16 protein-coding genes are annotated in these 17,346 nt (G+C 66.8%); 6 read left to right on the forward strand and 10 right to left on the reverse strand.

Annotation, left to right across the window (positions count from 1 at the left end; translation table 11 throughout):
- The 4 genes from ADBZ6K_RS19985 to ADBZ6K_RS20000 all read right to left on the reverse strand — a co-directional run.
- A partial coding sequence (locus ADBZ6K_RS19985) for a phosphohexomutase domain-containing protein (RefSeq protein ID WP_526349888.1) occupies positions 1-915 on the reverse strand: 915 nt, incomplete at its 3' end.
- Complete coding sequence (rpsI, locus tag ADBZ6K_RS19990; protein ID WP_526350042.1) at positions 915-1,358, reverse strand: 30S ribosomal protein S9; 444 nt, start codon at positions 1,356-1,358, stop codon at positions 915-917. The genes rpsI and ADBZ6K_RS19985, both read right to left, overlap by 1 nt.
- Positions 1,359-1,396: 38 nt before the next feature.
- Positions 1,397-1,840, reverse strand: coding sequence for a 50S ribosomal protein L13 (gene rplM / locus ADBZ6K_RS19995; protein ID WP_526349890.1), 444 nt, complete (start codon positions 1,838-1,840; stop codon positions 1,397-1,399).
- A gap of 201 nt (positions 1,841-2,041) precedes the next feature.
- Positions 2,042-2,962, reverse strand: a complete 921-nt coding sequence (locus ADBZ6K_RS20000; protein ID WP_526349892.1) for an AEC family transporter — start codon at positions 2,960-2,962, stop codon at positions 2,042-2,044.
- A gap of 344 nt (positions 2,963-3,306) precedes the next feature.
- Here ADBZ6K_RS20000 and ADBZ6K_RS20005 point away from each other — a divergent pair, with 344 nt between their 5' ends.
- From ADBZ6K_RS20005 to ADBZ6K_RS20020, 4 genes are all read left to right on the forward strand, one after another.
- Positions 3,307-3,975 carry a bifunctional 4-hydroxy-2-oxoglutarate aldolase/2-dehydro-3-deoxy-phosphogluconate aldolase gene (locus ADBZ6K_RS20005; RefSeq protein ID WP_526349894.1) on the forward strand — a complete coding sequence of 223 codons (669 nt, stop codon included), beginning with the start codon at positions 3,307-3,309 and terminating at the stop codon, positions 3,973-3,975.
- Positions 3,972-4,865, forward strand: a complete 894-nt coding sequence (garR, locus tag ADBZ6K_RS20010; protein WP_526349896.1) for a 2-hydroxy-3-oxopropionate reductase — start codon at positions 3,972-3,974, stop codon at positions 4,863-4,865. The genes ADBZ6K_RS20005 and garR overlap by 4 nt, the downstream gene beginning before the upstream one ends.
- A gap of 100 nt (positions 4,866-4,965) precedes the next feature.
- On the forward strand, positions 4,966-6,240 hold the full coding sequence (locus ADBZ6K_RS20015; protein WP_526350044.1) for an enolase C-terminal domain-like protein: 1,275 nt from the start codon (positions 4,966-4,968) through the stop codon (positions 6,238-6,240).
- A 35-nt stretch (positions 6,241-6,275) separates the two neighbouring features.
- The gene (locus ADBZ6K_RS20020) at positions 6,276-7,484 is read left to right on the forward strand and encodes an L-talarate/galactarate dehydratase (RefSeq protein WP_526349898.1); all 1,209 of its coding nucleotides are present in this window, start codon (positions 6,276-6,278) and stop codon (positions 7,482-7,484) included.
- Between the two features lie 406 nt (positions 7,485-7,890).
- On the opposite strand, the gene ADBZ6K_RS20025 is transcribed toward ADBZ6K_RS20020, so the two are convergent.
- The 3 genes from ADBZ6K_RS20025 to ADBZ6K_RS20035 are packed head-to-tail and all read right to left on the reverse strand — an operon-like array spanning position 7,891 to position 11,036.
- Positions 7,891-9,423, reverse strand: coding sequence for a tripartite tricarboxylate transporter permease (locus ADBZ6K_RS20025; protein WP_526349900.1), 1,533 nt, complete (start codon positions 9,421-9,423; stop codon positions 7,891-7,893).
- Between the two features lie 7 nt (positions 9,424-9,430).
- Positions 9,431-10,009, reverse strand: a complete 579-nt coding sequence (locus ADBZ6K_RS20030) for a tripartite tricarboxylate transporter TctB family protein (RefSeq protein ID WP_526349902.1) — start codon at positions 10,007-10,009, stop codon at positions 9,431-9,433.
- Between the two features lie 7 nt (positions 10,010-10,016).
- Entirely contained in the window at positions 10,017-11,036 is a 1,020-nt protein-coding gene (locus ADBZ6K_RS20035; protein ID WP_526349904.1) for a Bug family tripartite tricarboxylate transporter substrate binding protein, read from the reverse strand.
- Between the two features lie 131 nt (positions 11,037-11,167).
- Here ADBZ6K_RS20035 and ADBZ6K_RS20040 point away from each other — a divergent pair, with 131 nt between their 5' ends.
- Complete coding sequence (locus ADBZ6K_RS20040; protein ID WP_526349906.1) at positions 11,168-12,100, forward strand: LysR substrate-binding domain-containing protein; 933 nt, start codon at positions 11,168-11,170, stop codon at positions 12,098-12,100.
- 33 nt (positions 12,101-12,133) lie between these two features.
- Entirely contained in the window at positions 12,134-13,069 is a 936-nt protein-coding gene (locus tag ADBZ6K_RS20045; protein ID WP_526349908.1) for a hypothetical protein, read from the forward strand.
- Here ADBZ6K_RS20045 and adhP read toward each other — a convergent pair.
- The 3 genes from adhP to ADBZ6K_RS20060 all read right to left on the reverse strand — a co-directional run bounded on the left by adhP (position 13,060) and on the right by ADBZ6K_RS20060 (position 17,325).
- Positions 13,060-14,109 carry an alcohol dehydrogenase AdhP gene (gene adhP, locus ADBZ6K_RS20050; RefSeq protein WP_526349910.1) on the reverse strand — a complete coding sequence of 350 codons (1,050 nt, stop codon included), beginning with the start codon at positions 14,107-14,109 and terminating at the stop codon, positions 13,060-13,062. The two genes, ADBZ6K_RS20045 and adhP, sit on opposite strands and share 10 nt — an antisense overlap.
- Positions 14,110-14,392: 283 nt before the next feature.
- On the reverse strand, positions 14,393-15,916 hold the full coding sequence (gene adh, locus ADBZ6K_RS20055) for an aldehyde dehydrogenase (RefSeq protein WP_526349912.1): 1,524 nt from the start codon (positions 15,914-15,916) through the stop codon (positions 14,393-14,395).
- 92 nt (positions 15,917-16,008) lie between these two features.
- A complete protein-coding gene (locus ADBZ6K_RS20060) occupies positions 16,009-17,325 on the reverse strand; it encodes a GAF domain-containing protein (RefSeq protein WP_526350046.1) in 1,317 nt (438 codons plus the stop codon).
- Between the last annotated feature and the right edge of the window lie 21 nt (positions 17,326-17,346).

The raw sequence follows: 17,346 nt of genomic DNA on the forward strand, positions 1-17,346 counted from the left end.
GGTCTCGACGACCTCGATACCCGCCGACCGCATCGCGATCTTGAAACCGAGGTTCGCCATGACCGTCGCGACCACCGTGTGGCCGGCGAGCGCGCCGGTCCGGTCGAGCGCACCGGCGAGGATCGCCAGGATGTGGTCACCGTCGACGAGCGCACCGCTCGCGTCGACGGCCAGGCAGCGGTCGGCGTCGCCGTCGTGCGCGATGCCGGCGTCGGCGCCTTCGGCGACGACCGCCGCGACGAGCGCCTCCATGTGGGTGCTTCCCGCGTAGCGGTTGTTGTTCAGGCCGTCGGGATCGGCGTGGATCGCGATGACCTCCGCGCCGGCCGCGCGGTAGACGTCCGGACCGATCGCCGATGCCGCACCGTTGGCGCAGTCGACGACGATGCGCAGGCCGTCGAGCCGGTTGGGCAGGCTGGCCAGCAGATGCGCGGCGTACCGTTCGACCGCCTCGGGCCGGTGCCGGACGCGGCCGACGGCCGCCCCGGTCGGCCGGCTCCACGGTTCGCGCAGGCGGCGCTCGATCGCGTCCTCGATCGCGTCGTCGAGCTTGTGCCCACCGCGGGAGAAGAACTTGATCCCGTTGTCGGGCATGGGGTTGTGCGACGCCGAGATCATCACGCCGAGGTCGGCGCTGAGGTCGTCGACCAAGAACGCCACCGCCGGGGTCGGCACGACCCCGGCGAGAGCGACATCGACGCCTGCGCTGGCGAGGCCGGCGACGACCGCCGCCTCCAGGAACTCACCGCTGGCACGCGGGTCACGGCCGACGACCGCCGAGGGCCGGTGCCCGGCGAACGCCCCGGTGTCTCCCAGGACGTGCGCCGCAGCGACCGCCAGGTCCAGTGCCAGCTCGGCCGTGAGGTCGGCGTTCGCCAGGCCGCGAACGCCGTCCGTGCCGAACAGCCGGGCCACTACCGCTTGCTGTACTGCGGCGCCTTGCGGGCCTTCTTCAGGCCGTACTTCTTCCGCTCGATCGCGCGCGGATCGCGAGTGAGGAACCCGGCCCTCTTCAGCGCCGGCCGGTCCTCCGGCTGCACCAGGATGAGGGCCCGCGCGATGGCCAGGCGCAGCGCGCCGGCCTGCCCGGACGGGCCGCCGCCATCGAGGTGGGCGTAGACGTCGAAGCTCTCCAGCCGGTCGACCGTGACCAGCGGGGCCTTGATCAGCTGCTGGTGGACCTTGTTGGGGAAGTAGTTCTCCAGCGTCCGGCCGTCGAGGTTGAACTGGCCGGTCCCCGGCACCAGCCGCACCCGCACCACGGCCTCCTTGCGGCGGCCGACCGTCTGAATCGGGCGGTCGATCACCACCGGTTCGCGCTCCACGGCGTCCTCGCCGGCCTCGGGCGCCTCGACCACGTCCTCGGTGGTCGCTTCTACGGTCTCGACGGTCTCGGTCACTGACTCACCTGCTTGATCTCGTACTGCGTCGGCTGCTGGGCAACATGCGGATGCTCCGGCCCGGCGTAAACGCGCAGCTTCTTCTGGATCTGGCGGCCGAGCTTGTTCTTGGGGAGCATGCCGACGATCGCCTTCTCGACCACACGGTCGGGATGCTTCTGCATGAGGTCGCCGATGGTGCGGGACCGCAGGCCGCCGGGATAGCCCGAGTGGCGGTAGGCGAACTTGTTCTGCAGTTTGTCGCCGCTGATCGCGATCTTGTCGGCGTTGACGACGATGACGAAGTCACCACCGTCGACATTCGGCGTGAATGTCGGCTTGTGCTTGCCACGCAGCAGATTGGCTGCTGCGACGGCGAGCCGGCCGAGCACCACGTCGGTGGCGTCGATGACGTACCACGTACGCGTGGTGTCACCCGCCTTCGGCGTGTACGTAGGCACAGCGCTTACCTCTCGTTGTATCGGGGTCATCCCCCGGCGCGGATCCCGGTGACCCGGGTGCCGGTCCGGCGTGGACGGATGGGGTGATTTCTCGGCGACCGACAGTGACCCGAGGACCCGCTGGGCCCGAAAGCCCACCACACGCCAACCCGGCAGCTTACCGGCGCGCGTCGACGCAGGTCAAAACGCCCGCGGACGGGGTCATGCGGTCAACGCGACAACAAGCGCGATGACGGGGAATGACACCAGCGTCGAGATCAGGGTGGCGTCGCGCGCCAGCGCCTCGCCGCGCTGGTAGACCGCCGCATACGCGTTCAGATTCTGCGCCGACGGCAGCGCGGCCAGAACGGTGACGACCAACAGCTGGTGGTGGTCGGCGCCGAATCCCCACCGGGCGACGCAGTAGGCCACGGCCGGCATCAGGACGACCTTGAACACAATGGCCAGCGCCACCTCCGCACGGCCCGATCTGGGCACGCGGACGCCGCCGGAACTCAGCGAGATACCGAAGGCAAGCAGCACGGTCGGAATGGCCAGCGCGGAGAGCAGCTCGAGCGGATCATGAAGGACGCGGGGTAGTTCGATGCCGGTGCCGGCCAGGACCAGCCCGACCGCGCTGGCCGCGATGATCGGATTGGTCACCAATGAAAGGGCCCGGCGCCACACGGAGCGGTGTTCGGAGCGTTCGGAGTCGAGGATGGCGAAGCAGATCGGGGCCATGACGACGACCTGGAACAGGATGATGGACGAGACCTCGGTGGTGCTGCCGAGGACGTAGGTGCTCAGCGGCAGGCCGAGATTCCCCGCGTTGATGTACGACGACGCCGCGGCGCCGATGGTGGCCTCACCGCGCGGTCGTCTCAGCATTGCGGCGGAGATCAGGAAGTACAACCCGAACACCACCAGCGCGGCGATCGACGACACCAGCAGCGTCAGCGAAAACACCTGCTGCGGAGCAGCATCGGCCAGGGTGATCAACAGCAGCGCCGGAACGCCAATATGAAATGCTGTGCGGTTCAAGATGGTTCGCGCATTGGCACCGAGCACACCCGTGCGGCCGACGACGACGCCGACCGCGATGACGGTGGCGATGACCGTGAACGCCTGCAGGACAGCCAGCAACCGAAGAGTCCTCTCGAATCAGAGCGGGAGCCGATGCGGTGGGTGCGCAACACATTTCGGGTCTCAGATACACCGGTCGGCCACTCGTCGGAAGTCAGCCCGACCGATTGAGCATAGGTTCGCGGCCAGGTCTTTGACCAACGGGACATCTGGCGCTCCTCCCCCGCACCGGTCGCCCGGAGGCGGAGGCAGTGATGCAGTTTCGGTATCACCAGATCCCAAATTGGTGTTAGACGTGCATGGCCGACCGCTCGTAGCGTGTGATGTACAGAACACCCGTCAGTGAATCCGCCGAGGACCACGTTCGTCGGCGTTTCACCACATCGACCCAGGTGAGGACCTTCGTGCCTGTTGCACCAGAACGCCCGCCATTGCCCCTCCCCGCCAACGGACTCGTCGCCGTCCTGCGGGCGCCGACCGCAGAACACTTCGTCGCTGCATCGAAAGTGCTGTGGGACGCCGGGGTCAGCTGCTTTGAATACACCCTGACCACGGACGGGGCGCTCGACGCCGTCGGTAAGGTCCGCGCGGAACTGCCCGGCGCGGTCGTGGGCATCGGGACGGCCAGGACACCCGAGCACCTCGCGGCCGCCACCGACGTCGGCGCCGACTTCGCAGTCAGTCAGGTGTTCCTGCCCGAACTGCTCGACGCCGCGGTCCGCCATCAGCTGCCCTACGTCCCGGGCACGTTGACGCCCACCGAGGTGGTAACGGCGTGGAACGCCGGAGTGCCAGCGGTGAAGGTGTCGCCGATCGGTCCGCTCGGTGGGGTCGACTACTTCACCGAACTGACCCTGCCGATGCCCGACGTCTCGATCATGCCGACCGGCGGGGTCACCTTTGAGGACGCCGGGCGCTATCTGGATCTCGGGGCGGTGGCAGTCGGCGTCAGCGGTGCGCTGTTCCGCGACGCCCTGCTTTCCGGGGACCTCGACGCACTCAGAGATCGTGCGCACCAACTTGTTTCGATCGCCGCACGGAGACCGCGAAACACAGAGGAGGGCCGTTCATGAACATCGGATTCATCGGGCTGGGAATCATGGGCAAACCCATGGCGAAGAACCTGCTGGCCGCGGGTCACCAGGTCGTCGTGAGTTCGCACAACAAGGCCACGGCAGACGAACTCGCCGCCGCGGGTGCCACCGTCGCCGGCGGTCCCAAGGAGATCGCCGAACAGGTCGAGTTGGTCATCACGATGCTGCCGAACTCACCCGACGTGAAGGCCGTCGCTCTGGGTCCCGGCGGGATCATCGAAGGCGCGCACACCGGCCTGGTGTTCGTCGACATGAGCTCCATCGCACCGCTGGTGGCGCGCGAGATCCACGATGCCCTCGCCCAGAAGGGCGTACCGATGCTCGACGCACCCGTCAGCGGAGGTGAGCCCAAGGCCATCGACGGCACCCTGTCGGTGATGGTCGGGGGTGACAAAGCCGTCTTCGACGGGGTGAAGGACGTTCTCGGCACGATGGCAGCCTCCGTGGTGCACGTCGGCGACATCGGCGCGGGAAACACCGCCAAGCTGGCCAATCAGGTCGTCGTCGCGCTGAACATCGCGGCGGTGTCCGAGGCCTTCGTCCTCGCACAGAAGGCCGGGGTATCCCCGGACGCGGTGTTCGCGGCGATCCGCGGCGGTCTGGCGGGCAGCACCGTGCTGGAGGCCAAGGCGCCGATGATGCTCAACCACGACTTCAAACCGGGATTCCGTATCGCCCTGCACATCAAGGATCTTCTCAACGCCCTGGACACCAGCCACGGCGTAGGCGCCCCCCTTCCACTCACGGCGTCCGTGCTGGAGATGCTCACCGCGCTGCAGGCGTCCGGACACGGTGGGGACGACCACAGCGGTCTGGTCCAGTTCTACGAGGGCCTGGCGCAGACTTCTGTCGAAACACCCAGCGCCTGAGCGCAATTGAATTCACCACTGCCACCAGAGAGGTTATCCCGTGACGCGGACACCGACAATCGCCAAGTGCACCGTATACCCGGTCGCCGGCCACGACTCCATGGAGTTGAACCTGAGCGGCGCCCACGCGCCGTACTTCACCCGAAATATCCTCGTGCTCGAAGACACCCAGGGCAATATCGGAGTCGGTGAGGTGCCAGGTGGCGAGAAGATCGCCGCCACGTTGCGGGATTGCGCTGCCATCGTGACGGGCGCCAGCATCGCCGACTACCGCAGCGTGCTGCAGCGGGTGCAGGCCACCTTCGCCGATCGCGACGCGTCGGGGCGGGGGCTGCAAACGTTCGACCTGCGCACCACCATCCACGTGGTCACGGCCGTCGAGTCCGCGATGCTCGACCTGCTTGGCCAGTACCTGAACCTCCCGGTCGCTGCGCTGCTCGGCAGTGAGGGCCAGCAGCGGGACTCCGTGAAGATGCTGGGCTACCTGTTCTACATCGGTGACCGCAAGAAGACCGACCTGGACTACCTGAGCGATGAGAAGTCCGACATCGCCTGGTACCGGCTCCGCCATGAAGAGGCGCTGACGCCGGAGGCGGTCGTCGCACTCGCGGAGGCCACGCGGGAACGCTACGGCTTCAAGGACTTCAAACTCAAGGGTGGAGTCCTGGAGGGTGCTGAGGAGGTCAAGGCGGTCACCGCATTGAAGAGGCGATTCCCCGACGCGCGGATCACGTTGGACCCCAACGGGGCATGGTCGCTGGACGAGGCCGTTGCGCTGTGCGGAGACCTGCACGACGTGCTGACGTATGCCGAGGATCCCTGCGGTGCGGAAGCCGGCTTCTCCGGCCGCGAGATCCTCGCCGAATTCCGCACGGCCACCGGCCTTCCGACCGCCACCAACATGGTTGCGACCGACTGGCGCCAGCTGCGCCACTCGCTACAACTGCACAGCGTCGACATTCCCCTCGCAGACCCGCACTTCTGGACCATGCAGGGTTCCGTTCGCGTCGCGCAGATCTGCAAGGATCACGGCCTCACCTGGGGATCGCACTCCAACAACCACTTCGACATCTCGCTGGCGATGTTCACCCACGTCGGCGCCGCCGCTCCGGGCGAGTACACCGCGCTGGACACCCACTGGATCTGGCAGGAAGGGATCGACCAGCTGCTCAGGACGCCGTTGACGATCGCAGATGGTGAGGTCAAGCTTCCCGAAAAGCCCGGCCTGGGAATCGAAGTCGACTTCGACCGGCTGGAGGCGGCCCACCAGCTCTACCTTGAGAAGGGTCTGGGTGGGCGTGACGACTCCGTCACCATGCAGTACCTCATCCCGGGCTGGACGTTCGACAACAAGCGCCCCGCCCTCGTCCGATAACCGACACACGACAGCACCACACCAGGAGACCCGACATGTCCGTGAATACCGTTACCGACCGTCCGACCAGCGCGCTGTCCGCGCCCGATGCCGCCCTGAAGGCGCTCGCATCCGGCGACGCCACCGTCGACCGGATCGAGTCGGTGAAGCTCTCGTCAGTCACACTGCCGCTGCAGACTCCGATCAGTGACGCGAAGGTGCTCACCGGCCGGCAGAAGCCCATGACCGAGGTCGCATTCCTGTTCGCCGAGATCCGCACCGAACAGGGCCATGAGGGCATCGGGTTCAGCTACTCCAAGCGTGCAGGCGGGCCGGCGCAGTTCGCCCACGCGAAGGAGATCGCGCCGGTGCTCATCGGTGAGGATCCCAGCGACATCGCGAAGATCTGGACGAAGCTGGTGTGGGCGGGCGCATCGGTCGGCCGCAGCGGCGTGTCCACTCAGGCGATCGCCGCCATCGATATCGCGCTGTGGGACCTCAAGGCCAAGCGGGCCGGCCTACCGATGGCCAAACTGATTGGTGCCCATCGGGATTCGGTGCCATGCTACAACACTTCTGGAGGCTTCCTGCATACCCCGATCGAGCAGGTGCTGGAGAATGCGTCAGCCTCACTGGCCAGTGGTATCGGTGCGATCAAAATCAAGGTGGGACAACCCGACTGGCGCACAGATATCGCCCGCCTGGAGCGTGTCCGCGAACATCTCGGCGATGACGTGCCGCTGATGGTCGACGCGAATCAGCAGTGGGACAGGCCAACCGCGATCCGCATGGGCCGCATCCTGGAGAAGTTCAACCTCGTGTGGATCGAGGAGCCGTTGGACGCCTACGACGCCGAGGGCCATGCCGCGCTGGCACGCGCACTGGACACCTCGATCGCCACCGGCGAGATGCTGGCCAGCGTCGGTGAACACGTCCGCCTGATCGAGGCCGACGCCATCGACATCATCCAGCCCGACGCACCCCGGATCGGCGGCTACACCCAGTTCATGAAGCTGGCTGCCCTTGCCGAGCACAAGAACCTGCAACTGGCACCGCATTTCGCGATGGAGATCCATGTCCACCTGGCCGCGACTTACCCGCACGGCGTGTGGGTCGAGCACTTCGACTGGCTCGACCCGCTGTTCAACGAGCACCTGGAGATCCGCGACGGCCGGATGCGACTGTCGGATCGGCCCGGACTCGGCTTCACGCTGAGCGACCAGGCCCGCGCGTGGACGGTTGGCACTGCGGAGTTCGGCCGCTGACCCCATCGCAGTCCCCCACCGTCGACCGGTATGCCTGAGCCCCAATGTGGGCCGGCATACCGGTCGATTTCTTTGTAGGTCGAGTTCAGCGTGGACCACCTGCAGCCCCTCACACTCGCCTGGTCGTCGCCCCCAGGCACAGGCCGTCACCCCTGCCGAGGGTGACATAACACACGCCATCGGCGATCTGGCGTGCAACAAGTCCTCGCTCACGGCCGAGGTGAGTCCCCACACGCAGCGGGGCCACCACACGAGCGTCGACATAACGCACACCATCGACGAACTGGCGTGCGACAAGTCCACACTCACGGCGGGCGTGGCCGACGCGCATCCCGCCATCCCCCCTGAGCATGGAAACGGCCCCCGGGATCACTCCCGGGGGCCGTTGGATTGACTCAGCGATGAATCAGGACGCGTCCACTTTCGTTGGGACCGAATCCAATTGCGCCTTCTTCCGCAGCGCCCGACGGGCCAGCAGGAACTGGATACCTGGCAGCACCACGAGCATGACGAAGATCGCGAGGATCGTTCCCGACAGCGGGCGGGTCAGGAAGCCCGTCGGGTCACCGTCGAAGATCAACAGGGACCGGCGGGCGCTGGCCTCGACGATCGTGCCGAGCACGAACGCCAACACCATCGGACCCGGGTCGAAGCCGGCCTTCTTCATCAGGTAGCCGATGATGCCGAAGCCGATCATCAGGAAGATGTCGAACACCGAGTTGTTGATGGTGTAGACACCCAGCAGCGTGATCAGCGCGGTGATCGGTGCCAAAATCGCGGGACGCACCCGCAGGATCCGGACGAAGATCCCCACCAGCGGGATGCTGAGGATCAGCAGCAGCAGGTTACCGATGTACATCGAGTTGATGACGCCCCAGAAGATGTCGGGGTGCTCGTTGACCAGCTGCGGTCCCGGCGTGACGCCGAGGATCAGCAGTGCCCCGAACAGCATGGCAAGCGTCGCGTTGGCAGGCAGGCCGATCGTCAGCAGCGGGATGAACGACGACGTCGCCGCGGCGTTGTTGGCGGTCTCCGGCGCCGCGACGCCCTCCACCGCCCCCCGGCCGAACCGCTCCGGGTTCTTGGCGCGGCGCTTCTCCACCGCATAGGCGACGATCGACGACAGCACCGCCCCGCCACCGGGCAGGACACCGAGTACGAAGCCGATGATCGAACCACGCCCGATGGCACCCGACGACTGCTTGAGGTCCTTGCGTGACGGCCACACGTTGCCGACCTTGGCCGGCGTGTGCGGCTTACCGTGTCGCTGCTCGAGGTTGTAGAGAATCTCCCCGACACCGAACAGACCCATTGCCACGACGACGAAGTCGATGCCGTCGGCCAGCTGCAAGCTGTCGAAGGTGAAGCGGGAAGCACCACTGAAGTTGTCCCGCCCGACCGTCGCCAGCAGGAGACCGATGGCGCCGGCGATCATCGCCTTGAGCTTGTTGCCACTGCCGATCGTCGCCACCAGCAGCACACCCAGGAGCGCGAGGGCCGCGTATTCCGGCGGGCCGAAGTCAAGCGCGAACCCGGCGACGATCGGTGCCAGCAGCGTCAAGCCGATGATCGAGATCGTCGCGCCGACGAATGAACCGATGGCCGCGATTCCCAGCGCTGTCCCAGCTTTGCCCTGTTTAGCCAGGGCGAAGCCGTCGAACACCGTCACCACCGACGACGCTTCACCGGGCAACCGCAGCAGCACCGACGTGATGGTTCCGCCGTACTGCGCGCCGTAGTAGATGCCGGCGAGCATGATGATCGCCGCAACCGGGTCGATGCCGTAGGTGATGGGGAGCAGGATGGCGATGGTGGCGGCCGGACCCAGGCCCGGCAGCACACCGATGATCATGCCGATCAACACGCCTACCAGGCAGTAGAGCATGTTCTTCGGCTCGAGGACGAGCGCGAACCCGTCCAGAAATGCGTTGACGTCCATGGCGGCCTCAGAAAGCGATCAGGTGGGGCAGCGGGATGCGCAGCCCGTAGAGGAACAGGAGGTAGAAGACAACCACGGTGACGACGCTGATCACGATGGTGTTGCGCCAGCTTTCGCGGCCCAGAAAGCGGAGCCAGACCACCGACAGCAGCAGCGCCGGGATCTCGAAGCCGATCAGCGGCATCAGCAGACCGAAGCCGATGAAGGTGACGACGCCAACCAGCGGGAGCACGCTGGCGCGGGTGAACGCCTCGCTGTCGGCCAGGCCGCGTCCGACGATGAGTAGCAGAAACGACAGCATCGCGATCGACACGCTGACGATGAAGGGCCACAGGCCGGGGCCGGGCTCCCGCAAGCTGCCCAGGCCGTACCCGAAGGCCAGCACCGCACCGGTGACGCCGACGCCGAGTGCGACGAGAGCGCCGATCGTCTGGTAGGCGGGTCCGCCCGCCTGGGGGCGTTCCTCCTCCAGCTCGTGGGCGACCTCGGCCTCGATCTCGGCGAGGATGTCGCGGGTGTGAGGGTGCTCATGATGGTCGGTGTCGGGCGGTACCACCCCGCCCGGCACCTGAGTTTCGTTCGCCATGGCGGTGTCAGTCCTTGCCGAGCTTGATGTCGTACTGCTTGACGAGTTCTGCGTAGCGCTTCTGGTCGGCCTGCAGCTGCGCGAGAACCTCGGCACCGGGCTCCTCCATCGGGGTGAGGTTGTTCTGCTCGTTGAAGTCCTTGTAGTCCTGGGTCTCGAACGTGGCCTTCATGGCATCGGCGATGGTGTCCTGGACATCCTGCGGTGTGCCCTTCGGGACCGTCATGAATCGGTACTGCGACACCTCGACGTCGACACCTTGGGACTTGGCGGTCGGCACCTCGGGCAGGAAGGCGAGCGGCTCGGGGCTGAAGGTCGCAAGCGCCGTCAGCTTCCCGGACTTGATGTTCTCGACGGCCTCACCCACCTGCAGGGTGGCAACGTCGACCTGGTTACCCAGCACCGCGGCCAGCGCGGGCGCGCCGCCGTCGAACGGAACCGGGGTGGAGTTGACCTCGGTGGTCTTGAAGAACAGCGCCGACGCCAGCTGGGCGCCCGTGCCCACGCCGGTGGTGCCGTACTGGATGGTCTCACCGGTGTCCTGGAGGTCCTTGACGCTCTTGAAGCCGCTTTCCGAGCTGGTCACAAGTACGTAGTCGTCGCGAGACACGCCATAGACGATGTCGAAGTCGTCGATGCTGGTGGCCTCCGACGCGCTGACCGCCAACGGCGTGATGGTGAACAGGGACGCGTTCTGGATTGCGATCACCGAGCCGTCGGGATCGGCCTTGGCGACCTCGGCGGCGGCCAACGCGCCGTTGGCACCCTCGCGGTTGATCACCGGGAAGGGCTGGCCCAGCTTCTCGCTGAGCCCCTTGGAAACGGCACGGCTGATCAGGTCGCTGGAACCGCCGGCCGATGCGCCGACGTACATCTCGACCGGGCCCGACGGATAGGCGGAGCTGTCTCCACCACCGCCTGTGGTGGTCTGCACCCCGCCACAGGCGGTCAGAAGAAGGCCCGCGGCGACACTCGCCCCGAGACCGGCGCGGATGCGGCAACCACGCGAAATGGTGTGGGTAACCATGAGAATTCACTCCTGTCGTTGAGCGGCGGAAGTTACACCAGCGCGGCCGCTGTGGCCGCCGTCACCTAAAACTAGGAGCCGTAGCGATACCTGTCCAAGGCTAATCCGGCATCGTTTGATACTTTCGATGCATGACGGTGACTATGGACCAGGTTCGTTGCTTCATCGCCGTCGCCGAGGAACTCCACTTCGGCCGCGCCGCTGAACGGCTGGCCATGACCCAGCCACCGCTGAGCCGGCAGATCCAGAACCTGGAGCGCGCCGTCGGGGCCCGTCTGCTCGACCGAGACAACCGCCGGGTGCAGCTCACCCCGGCCGGCAGCGCCTTCCTCGAGGATTGCTACCGCGTCACCAACACCCTGGATGCCGCGACCGCACACGCCCAGCGAGTGCAGGGCGGTTCGGCGGGAACGGTGCATCTGGGCTTCACCGCGGTTTCCGCGATCGGCCTGCTGGGCCCACTGCTGCGACTGTTCGGCAGTGAACTCCCCGACGTCGAAGTCGTCCTCCACGAGGGCGTGACCGGAGTCCAGGTCGACGGCATCCGGCGGGGCGAACTCGACCTCGGACTCGCGCGCCCGCCGTTCGACACCTACCTTCTGTCGTCGCGGATCGTGGCCCGCGAACCGCTGCGCGCCGCGGTACCCGCGAACCATCCGCTCGCCGCGGCCACCCACCCCCTCACCCCCGAGGATTTCGACGGTCTGCCCGTGATCAGCTACCACCCGGTGCGGGCGCGGTACTTCCACGAGTTGACCGTCCAGTTTCTGTTCAACGGCCATCCGGTGATCAAGCAGCGGGTCCAGCAGATTCTCACCGCGGTCCTGCTGGTTGCGGCCGAAGAAGGGGTCGCCCTGGTCCCCGCAAGCGCGACGGCCCTCCGGGTGGACGGTGTCGTCTACAAACCACTCGCCGTTGTCGGCACCGGCCACTCCGACGGTGACCCCGCACGACCGGTGGAACTGCACGCGATCTGGGCGGTCGGCGGTTTGACGCCATTGCAGCGCCGGGTGCTGGATCTGATCCAACGGTCCGCTGAGCACCTCGAACATCTCATCGGGTGAGCCCAACGAGTACGGCGCGCCTACACTCACGCGATGCTGGTCGACCTCCTGCTGACCTGCGCGCCGCTTGCCGCGCTGGCCCCGGCTGTCGTCAGCTTCGTCACGCGCCGCACCGATTTCGCCGGGAAGACAACCGTTCAGCGCCGTCTCTACCGCTCCCTGCTACTCGCCGAGAAGCTGCCGCCCGCTGTGCCCGGAGCGCGACAGATCGCTTCCGACATCGAACGGCAGACGCTGCATCTGGCCTATCTCACCCAGTTCCCACAGCGTGCGCAGGACCTCACTGCGATCACGGTCATCGGACTCGGCTCGGCCGCGGCCACTGTTGCCTACTACGTTGCGCTATGGGGAGATTCGGGGTGGATCACGGTCCTGGCGTTGCTCGGCATCGCCGTCGCCGCCGCATTGTGGCTGAACCGCGCCGTGCGCAACTTCGGTCATAACGATGCGCTGACCCGCGACCTGTTCGTCGCGCTCGGCGCCCCCGCGTCCCTGACCCGGGAGCGCACCGAACTCCTGGCGAACGCCCACGCCCTGCCCCTCGACGCACTCCTGCGGCGCGCCGCCGACATCCGCGATGCCAACCACCGATCGGCGATGACGACGGTGTCGGCGGTCAATGCGGCACTGGAATCGCTGCACTCCCATCGCCTGCAGCGACTGGACCCGCGCGCGCTGACACGTGTCATCGCCGACACCGACTATCCGCAGCTCGCCAGATCGGCTGCGATGAAAGCGTCTTCGTGGGCGATGGTCGGCTACCGCTGGACCGTGCTGCGGCTGCTCGACCCCTTCTTCGACATCCGAGTGCACTACCTCAACGATCGTGAACGACGTCGTATCGCCAAGGCAGAGAGCACGGGCGACGTGTACAAGGCCGCCTGGCTGGCCACCCACTACCGCTTCGAGCGCGAGCGGATGGCCACCCACCGCGGGTTCGTCGGAGGCGCGGGCCGGGCTCACCGATAGTCGATGACGACACGCCCGTCGATCTGCCCGCGCTTCATCCGGTCGAACACGTTGTTGATCTCGTCGAGGGTGGTGGCCTCCACGGTGGGATGGATCAGGCCGCGGGCGTAGAAGTCCAGCGCCTCGTCCATGTCCTGGCGGGTACCGACGATGGAACCGCGGATGGTCAGGCCCTTCAGCACGATGTCGAAGATCGGCGCGGGGAAGTCGCCCGGCGGTAGTCCGACGAACACGATCGTCCCTCCACGCCGCGCCAGCCCGATGGCCTGTCCGAACGCCTCGGGATGCACGGCGGTGACCAGCACCCCGTGAACGCCGCCGGTCACCGTTTGGACGTCGGCGACGACATCGGACGTGGCCGCGTTGACGGTGACCTCAGCGCCGAGCCGCTCCGCCAGGGCGAGTTTGTCGTCGTCGATATCGATGGCCACCACCCGCAGCCCCATGGCATGGGCGTACTGGATGGCGACGTGCCCGAGTCCGCCGATACCGGAGATCGCCACCCACTGCCCCGGTCGGGTGTCGGTCACCTTCAGGCCTTTGTAGACCGTGACACCCGCGCACAGGATCGGCGCCACCTCGACGAGGTCGACACCATCGGGGATCCGCGCCGCGTAAGCGGCGTTGACGAGCATGTACGCTCCGAAGCTGCCGTTGACGCTGTAGCCGCCGTTCTGCTGGCGCTCACAGAGGGTCTCCCATCCGGTGCGGCAGAACTCGCAGCTGCCGCAGGCCGACCACAGCCATGCGTTGCCGACCTTGTCGCCGACCTTCAGATCGGTCACTCCGTCGCCGAGTGCGACGACTGTGCCGCATCCCTCGTGGCCGGGAATGAAAGGCGGCCGGGGTTTGACCGGCCAATCCCCTTGCGCCGCATGCAGATCGGTGTGACAGACCCCCGAGGTGTCGAGTTTGACCAGCACCTCGCCGAAGCCGGGGACGGGCACGTCGACGTCCTGGACATCCAGCGGCGCACCCAGTTCTGTCACGACGGCCGCACGCATCCGGTCCGTCGCCGCCTTCTCGGACGGGGAGTTCATGATCTGAGTCATACCCCGATTTAATCGCCGTGAGAGCCCCCGAATCCACCCCCACTCGGAGGCAATTCACGCCAAGACGCAGACAGCCCCCCGACCGGGGAAATCGGGGGGCTGCTGCTTCCTCGCGCAAGCGCTCGTCAGGTCCCACGGTTCCTCGCGCAAGCGCTCGTCAGGTCCCACGGTTCCTCGCGCAAGCGCTCGTCAGGTCCCACGGTTCCTCGCGCAAGCGCTCGTCAGGTCCCACGGTTCCTCGCGCAAGCGCTCGTCACGGCGCAAGCGTTGGTCAGAAGAATCCGAGGGCCTTGCTGCTGTAGCTCACCAGCAGGTTCTTCGTCTGCTGGTAGTGGTCGAGCATCATTGCATGGTTCTCACGACCGATGCCGGACTGCTTGTAGCCACCGAACGCCGAGTGCGCGGGGTACTGGTGGTAGCAGTTCGTCCACACGCGGCCGGCCTTGATGTCCCGGCCTGCGCGGTAGGCGGTGTTGCCGTCGCGGCTCCACACCCCTGCGCCCAGGCCGTACAGCGTGTCGTTGGCGATCGAGATGGCATCCTCGTAATCCGTGAACGAGGTCACCGCCACCACAGGGCCGAAGATCTCCTCCTGGAAGATGCGCATCTTGTTGTTGCCGGTGAAGATCGTCGGGGCAACGTAGTAGCCGCCGTTGAGGTCGCCACCGAGCTCGGCGCGCTCACCACCGGTGATCACCTTGGCGCCTTCGCTCTTGCCGATCTCGATGTAGGACAGGATCTTCTCCAGCTGATCGTTGGACGCCTGCGCACCGATCATGGTGGTGGTGTCCAGCGGATCGCCCTGGCGGACGGCCTTGGTGCGGATGGCGGCCATCGCGAGGAACTCGTCGTAGATATCGGCCTGGATCAGCGAACGCGACGGGCAGGTGCAGACCTCGCCTTGGTTGAGGGCGAACATCGTGAAGCCCTCGAGCGCCTTGTCCTGGTAGTCGTCGTTGGCGGCCAGCACATCGCTGAAGAAGATGTTGGGGCTCTTGCCGCCGAGCTCCAGAGTGACCGGGATCAGGTTCTGCGCCGCGTACTGCATGATCAGGCGGCCGGTGGTGGTCTCACCGGTGAACGCGATCTTGGCGATGCGGTTGCTGGAGGCCAGCGGCTTGCCCGCCTCGACACCGAAGCCGTTGACGACGTTGAGGACGCCGTCCGGAAGCAGGTCGGCGATCAGCGAGATCAGGTACAGCACCGACGCGGGGGTCTGCTCGGCGGGCTTGAGGACGATGGCGTTGCCGGCGGCCAGCGCGGGGGCAAGCTTCCAGACGGCCATCAGGATCGGGAAGTTCCAGGGGATGATCTGGCCGACGACACCCAGCGGCTCGTGGAAGTGGTAGGCCACGGTGTCGTCATCGATCTGCGACAGCGAACCCTCCTGCGCGCGGATCGTGGCGGCGAAGTAGCGGAAGTGGTCCACGGCCAGCGGGATGTCGGCGTTCAGCGTCTCGCGGATCGGCTTGCCGTTGTCCCACGACTCGGCCAGCGCGACGGCCTCGAGGTTCTCCTCGATCCGATCGGCGATGCGGTTGAGGATGAGCGCGCGCTCCGCGGCGCTGGACTTACCCCAGGCGGGGGCTGCGGCGTGAGCGGCGTCGAGAGCCTTCTCGATGTCGGAGGCGTCCGAACGGGCCACCTCGCAGAACACCTCACCGGTGACCGGCGTGCGGTTCTCGAAGTACAGGCCACCGCTCGGCGGCACCCACTGACCGCCGATGAAGTTGTCGTACCGGGCCTGGAATGACATCAACGAGCCTTCGGTCCCGGGGCGGGCATACACGGTCATAAGTTCTCCTGCCTTCAGTCCAACAAATGTGTCGGTAGTCACTGAAGGTAGGTAGCAGAGGGTTGCAGCACAGTTGCAGACCGTTGCGTCTGTTACGCGAGATCGAAATCCAGCCCGACCAGATGACCGCGGGCCTGTGCCCTGGCCACCGAACCGGCCGGGGCGCAGTCGTGCAGCATCCGCCAGCCGTTCCGGTCGTCACGTCCCTCCGGCAGGTCCAGCCAGCGACGCAACAGCGTCAGGTCCCCCTTGGCCGATGCGGCAAGCACCGCGCCGCGCAGGCTCGCGCTGAGTTCGGTGCGCAACCGTGCGATCGCAGGCGACACCGATTGGGGCAGCAACTCCCCGGCATAGCGGGACAGCGCGGCGTGCACGTCCCCTCGCTCCAGGGCGGCGAACACATCGCCCATATCGCTGGCCACCTCGGCGAGGAGACGGTAAGGCCGCGACGCGATGTAATCGCCGCCGATGACTCTGCGCAGCCGCGACATCTCGGCGCGGATGGTCACCACGTCGAGGTCCTTGTCGTCGAGCAACATCGCGAGGTGATCGGCGCTCAGGCCCTCGGGGTGGCGGCCGAGCAGCACGAGGATGTCGGCGTGGCGACCCGCCAGCTGGCTCACTTTCGGCCCGCCGGTCTCGTCGGCGTCCCGCCATGACGGTCGATCGGCGCCAAGGACCGTCAGCCGGGCGGATGCACCGACGGGTGCGGCGACCGCCTCCCGCCCCGTGAGCCGCACCAGCGCCAGGTGGTTTTCGACGGCGACCGCGGTGGCCCGCACCAGCGCCAGCGTCTGGCGTGAGGCAACCTGTGACCCACCGGTCAGGTCGATGGCCCCCAGCAATGCCCCGGTGTTGAGGTCGTGGATCGGTGCGGCAGTGCAGTTCCACGGCTGCACGACCCGGGAGAAGTGTTCCCAGCTGCGGATCTGCAGCTCACGATCGAGGGCAAGCGCCAGCGCGGGCGCGTTGGTTCCCGCCCCGCGCTCACTCCAGTCGGCGCCGGGCACGAAGTTCATCGCCTCGGCCCTGCGGCACGCTTCGCGATCACCTTCCACCCAGAGCAGCGTCCCGTCGGCGGCCGTCACGGCCACGACGACACCGGAGTGGGCGGCATCTTCGACCAGCAACTTACGGATGACGGGCAGTGCCGTCGACAACGGGTGCGATTGCCGCAGATCGGCAATGCTCGGCGCCGCATGCGGGGACTGTGCCCCGCCCAGATCGGGATCGACGCCGGTGGCAAGGCTGCGCCGCCAACTCTCGGCCACCAGCCGCCGCAGCGGTGCCGTCTCGAGATATGAGGCGTCCACCTGACCGCCGACGAAGAGCTCGTGAACAGCGCGAACAGTCGCCGACGACGCCGGGCGCGCCGTGCCGCCACGGCCCAGCTCCTCGCTATCCGACAATGTCAAGCCGATCACGCTCCT

It is taken from the genome of Mycobacterium sp. (assembly GCF_044223235.1).
Classification (GTDB): Bacteria; Actinomycetota; Actinomycetes; order Mycobacteriales; family Mycobacteriaceae; genus Mycobacterium.

Coding starts and splice junctions, on each gene's coding strand:
- garR (WP_526349896.1), top strand. CDS start 3,972: ATGAACATCGGATTCATCGGGCTGGGAATCATGGGCAAACCCATGGCG.
- ADBZ6K_RS20015 (WP_526350044.1), top strand. CDS start 4,966: ATGGAGTTGAACCTGAGCGGCGCCCACGCGCCGTACTTCACCCGAAAT.
- ADBZ6K_RS20020 (WP_526349898.1), top strand. CDS start 6,276: ATGTCCGTGAATACCGTTACCGACCGTCCGACCAGCGCGCTGTCCGCG.
- ADBZ6K_RS20025 (WP_526349900.1), bottom strand. CDS start 9,423: ATGGACGTCAACGCATTTCTGGACGGGTTCGCGCTCGTCCTCGAGCCG.
- ADBZ6K_RS20030 (WP_526349902.1), bottom strand. CDS start 10,009: ATGGCGAACGAAACTCAGGTGCCGGGCGGGGTGGTACCGCCCGACACC.
- ADBZ6K_RS20035 (WP_526349904.1), bottom strand. CDS start 11,036: ATGGTTACCCACACCATTTCGCGTGGTTGCCGCATCCGCGCCGGTCTC.
- ADBZ6K_RS20040 (WP_526349906.1), top strand. CDS start 11,168: ATGACGGTGACTATGGACCAGGTTCGTTGCTTCATCGCCGTCGCCGAG.
- ADBZ6K_RS20045 (WP_526349908.1), top strand. CDS start 12,134: ATGCTGGTCGACCTCCTGCTGACCTGCGCGCCGCTTGCCGCGCTGGCC.
- adhP (WP_526349910.1), bottom strand. CDS start 14,109: ATGAACTCCCCGTCCGAGAAGGCGGCGACGGACCGGATGCGTGCGGCC.
- adh (WP_526349912.1), bottom strand. CDS start 15,916: ATGACCGTGTATGCCCGCCCCGGGACCGAAGGCTCGTTGATGTCATTC.